At 38.0% G+C, this 3,298-nt stretch carries 2 protein-coding genes and 2 pseudogenes; 1 reads left to right on the forward strand and 3 read right to left on the reverse strand.

What is annotated here, in order from left to right:
• Positions 1 to 240 precede the first annotated feature (240 nt).
• Positions 241 to 1,008 carry a hypothetical protein gene (locus tag QZ265_RS10265; RefSeq protein ID WP_296405882.1) on the reverse strand — a complete coding sequence of 256 codons (768 nt, stop codon included), beginning with the start codon at positions 1,006 to 1,008 and terminating at the stop codon, positions 241 to 243.
• Between the two features lie 286 nt (positions 1,009 to 1,294).
• Positions 1,295 to 1,528, reverse strand: a pseudogene (locus QZ265_RS10270) (oligopeptide/dipeptide ABC transporter ATP-binding protein); the annotation flags it as partial.
• A 253-nt stretch (positions 1,529 to 1,781) separates the two neighbouring features.
• Between QZ265_RS10270 and QZ265_RS10275 the strand changes: the two are divergent.
• Positions 1,782 to 1,991, forward strand: a pseudogene (locus QZ265_RS10275) (IS1595 family transposase); the annotation flags it as partial.
• Between the two features lie 260 nt (positions 1,992 to 2,251).
• Here QZ265_RS10275 and QZ265_RS10280 read toward each other — a convergent pair.
• On the reverse strand, positions 2,252 to 3,298 hold a 1,047-nt coding region (locus QZ265_RS10280), incomplete at its 5' end, for an autotransporter outer membrane beta-barrel domain-containing protein (RefSeq protein WP_296405883.1).

Raw genomic sequence — 3,298 nt, forward strand, 5'->3', positions numbered from 1 at the left:
GACTACCTTCTACTTTTTAGCATGAATTTTGTCCATTACACCTAATTATTAACATAAAATGATAGTTTAGATAAAATTTACAACATTAAAAAAACCCCAATGATGTTGATCACTGAGGTTTAAAATAAGCCACTTAGATTGGATTTCAATCACTAGATTTAACATAAGCCACTAAGGTTTGACGTTTAGGGCTAAATTTTATTGAAAACATGCTCTAGCCACTTACTCTGGGTAAGTTATTTAATCTGCCATGGCGCCCAATAACTGGAAAGGAAAAGTAACCACATCAAAAGCTAAGGCAAAGGGCAGTATCACTAACTTTTCGCCTGCGTTATTGCCATTATGTGTCATGGTCTGAGTTTGAGGCTGGGTATAAATAGTTACCGGATAAGGCTTGGTTAAGGCGTTATATTTAGATTGAATTAGACTCAAATTACTGACGGCTGGATAGACGGCGCCTTTGATAGGCACCGTAAAGCAAAAACGTTGTGCCCCCATACGAGCATCACTAGCGTTGCTACATTCTTTACCACCATTTTGTAAAAAGAACTGATAGTCCTCACGCTTAAACTCATCTTTGAGCTTGGCATAAGACATTTTCATTTCGCCCTCAAAATACCCATCGTTACGCGGCGAATAAAAATTCATATCGCTATCAACTTGTATATTTTTTGGGGTTAAATTGGTCAAGATATTAACCATTTCAGTGCCCCCTTTGGTCAATACATAGCTGTTCTTTTCCCCAACAATGACCACGCTATTACCTGGCATGTTTGGTAAAGCTTGGGCTGGGCGACCGAAGGCCACCAATTGATCTTCGACCAAAACTTGCTTACTGGTACTGGTGCGACTGCTACTACTGCCTGAGTCAAGTAGCTCAGTGGTAGCGCAACCTGAGGTCAATAGCAGCACGGCCAAACTTGTTATTGCAACGCTCTTTGTGCCGAACCTTACCTTAGAAGTGGTAGGGCTAACTGTTTCATGGGCACATTTAATTGGTTTTTTCATGAACGCTTCCTTGTTTGGGTTAAACGAATTCAAACCGATTGTATCAAAATTTAGCCCGTCTAATTAGTATATTAACTTGATAACCTTAATTGCGTACATAACCTTGATAACCCTTATAACCTTCATAACAATGATAACCATGTTAATACTTAGATTTAACTGTCTTTAACTATCTGTGATTAATTATATGCGCTTAATTAACTGCGCTCAATTAACTGTGCTTATTTGGCTGTAGTTAACCAAAATAAGTCTATTCACCTAACACCATAAGACTAGTATGACACCCTTAAGCTACTTCATTACTGATGCCATTTACTTTGTTTTTTAGACACGCAACTTGATGGTTTACCGTGCCTTCTAATACTGGCTCGTTTTGTGCACATTCATCACTTGCAATGGGACAACGAGTACGGAATACACAGCCTGAAGGTGGATTAATTGGACTTGGCAAGTCTCCTTCAAGTAGCTGAATGGTTTTATTACGCTCAACTTTTGGATCTGGAATTGGCACTGCTGACATTGACCTCCTGAGAATTCATGAGGATAACGGTTCACTTGGTTAGTTAGTAGGCCAACTTTTGTCATGATGGAAAAAATATATGAGTGTGTCAATAAATAATTATACTCTTATGTTAAAAAAAATTTTTCTAAGGCTTTAACTGATTAGCTTTTACAACAATTAAATAGTTACGTCTTATATTCTTATCTTAATAGCAATCCTTAAAAAAGCTACAACTATACAAGTTAATTTTTAAACTTTTGTTCAGTAATACAGCAGTAAAGTCGTCAAACTTAGTTATTGATAAAAAACCAGAACTAGTTATTACTTTTACAGACTAATACTGCTTATTTACGAGAATAGACAAAAGCCTGGTCTATTCGAAGGTGAAGTCGATGTAGACGAATCTTTCTTTGGCGGAACTAGTAAAGGCAAGCGAGGACGATATGCTAGTAGTAAAGTGCCTGTCTTTGGCCTATTAAAATTACCTTTATCTAAAGCAATGTGATTGGCTATTTAATTACAGTGAACCAAAGTCGCAATTATTGAAGTTAAAACAATGAGTTAAACAGGGTTTAAACTAGTTATCTAGGACAGCCCCGTTATACGGGCTAAAGGTGCAAATGACCATTAGACTTAACAGACCCCCACCACTTATAGAGGTGGGAAGTTCTGCCTAAAAAAATTAAACCAAAAGGACTTAGTCCTGTGCGATACATAACATGTTTAAATTAATAATATAGATTAGAAAGTAAACTGCCATCCAATATTAGCAGTGACATCGCGATAATCATCATCCCCAATTTGATAGGCAATATTTACCCAACCATTACTATTTTGAGATTTCTGACCTTCTAGACCCAATTTAATCTCACCTACGTCTTCACTACCTGCAATACCATAGTAGGTATTGTCTAAACGAACGGTTTTGTCTTGAGTTTTGGTGTTGTGAATCCAGTTCAAAGCAGCATAAGGACGATAGTTAGAGCTATCAGATATACTACTTGGAATAATCATAGATGCTTTAGCACCTAGACGAGTTTGAATATTTGGTTCTCCCGCATCTACTCGTGTACCATTTTGTTCATTAAATGGGTCTAATTGCACATCTTGATATATAAACTGACCCTGAGGTTGTAACCAGTAACTTGTACCTTGTGTTGACTCAGCCAATTTATAGTTCGAACCAGCTTCGACAGAAGCAATTAAACCTGACGAATTATATTTTTCAGTACCAAAACCTTGACCTAATACTTCGTTATCAAACTTATCCCACATGACCCAAGTATCAATATAAGCACCTGTTCTCTCATTTGGTTTTTCCAACCAAGTTCCATACAATCCATAACCATATCCATCAATTTTAGAAGAAGATTTAAAGCCCGTAACAGAAGATATAGAATCGGAGTCAGCTGAGCCGTAAGCGGCCATCAATCCAATGTTATATTCATCATCCTGCCCAAAATTTGCCAAACCAACCCCAGTATGTATGATATAACGATCGCTATCGGTTTTTATTTGTGCAGAACTATCTTTGATTTCATTATGACCACCCACTACTCTAAGCCATAATTGACCAACCTTACCCTCATTATTGTTGGTATTTCCGCTTGCACCAATTCGATCCTCTAAGCGGTGGCTAAACAGATTGTTTGCCATACGAGCATTTGCAGTATAACTACCTACTTCAGGACGAATAACAGGTTGACGCGGTCCTGTTGCGCCAGTAGCACCTGTTGCACCTGTTGCACCTGTTGCACCTGTTGCACCTGTTGCACCTGTTGCACCTGT

Source organism: Psychrobacter sp. (assembly GCF_018260395.1).
Lineage (GTDB): Bacteria > Pseudomonadota > Gammaproteobacteria > Pseudomonadales > Moraxellaceae > Psychrobacter.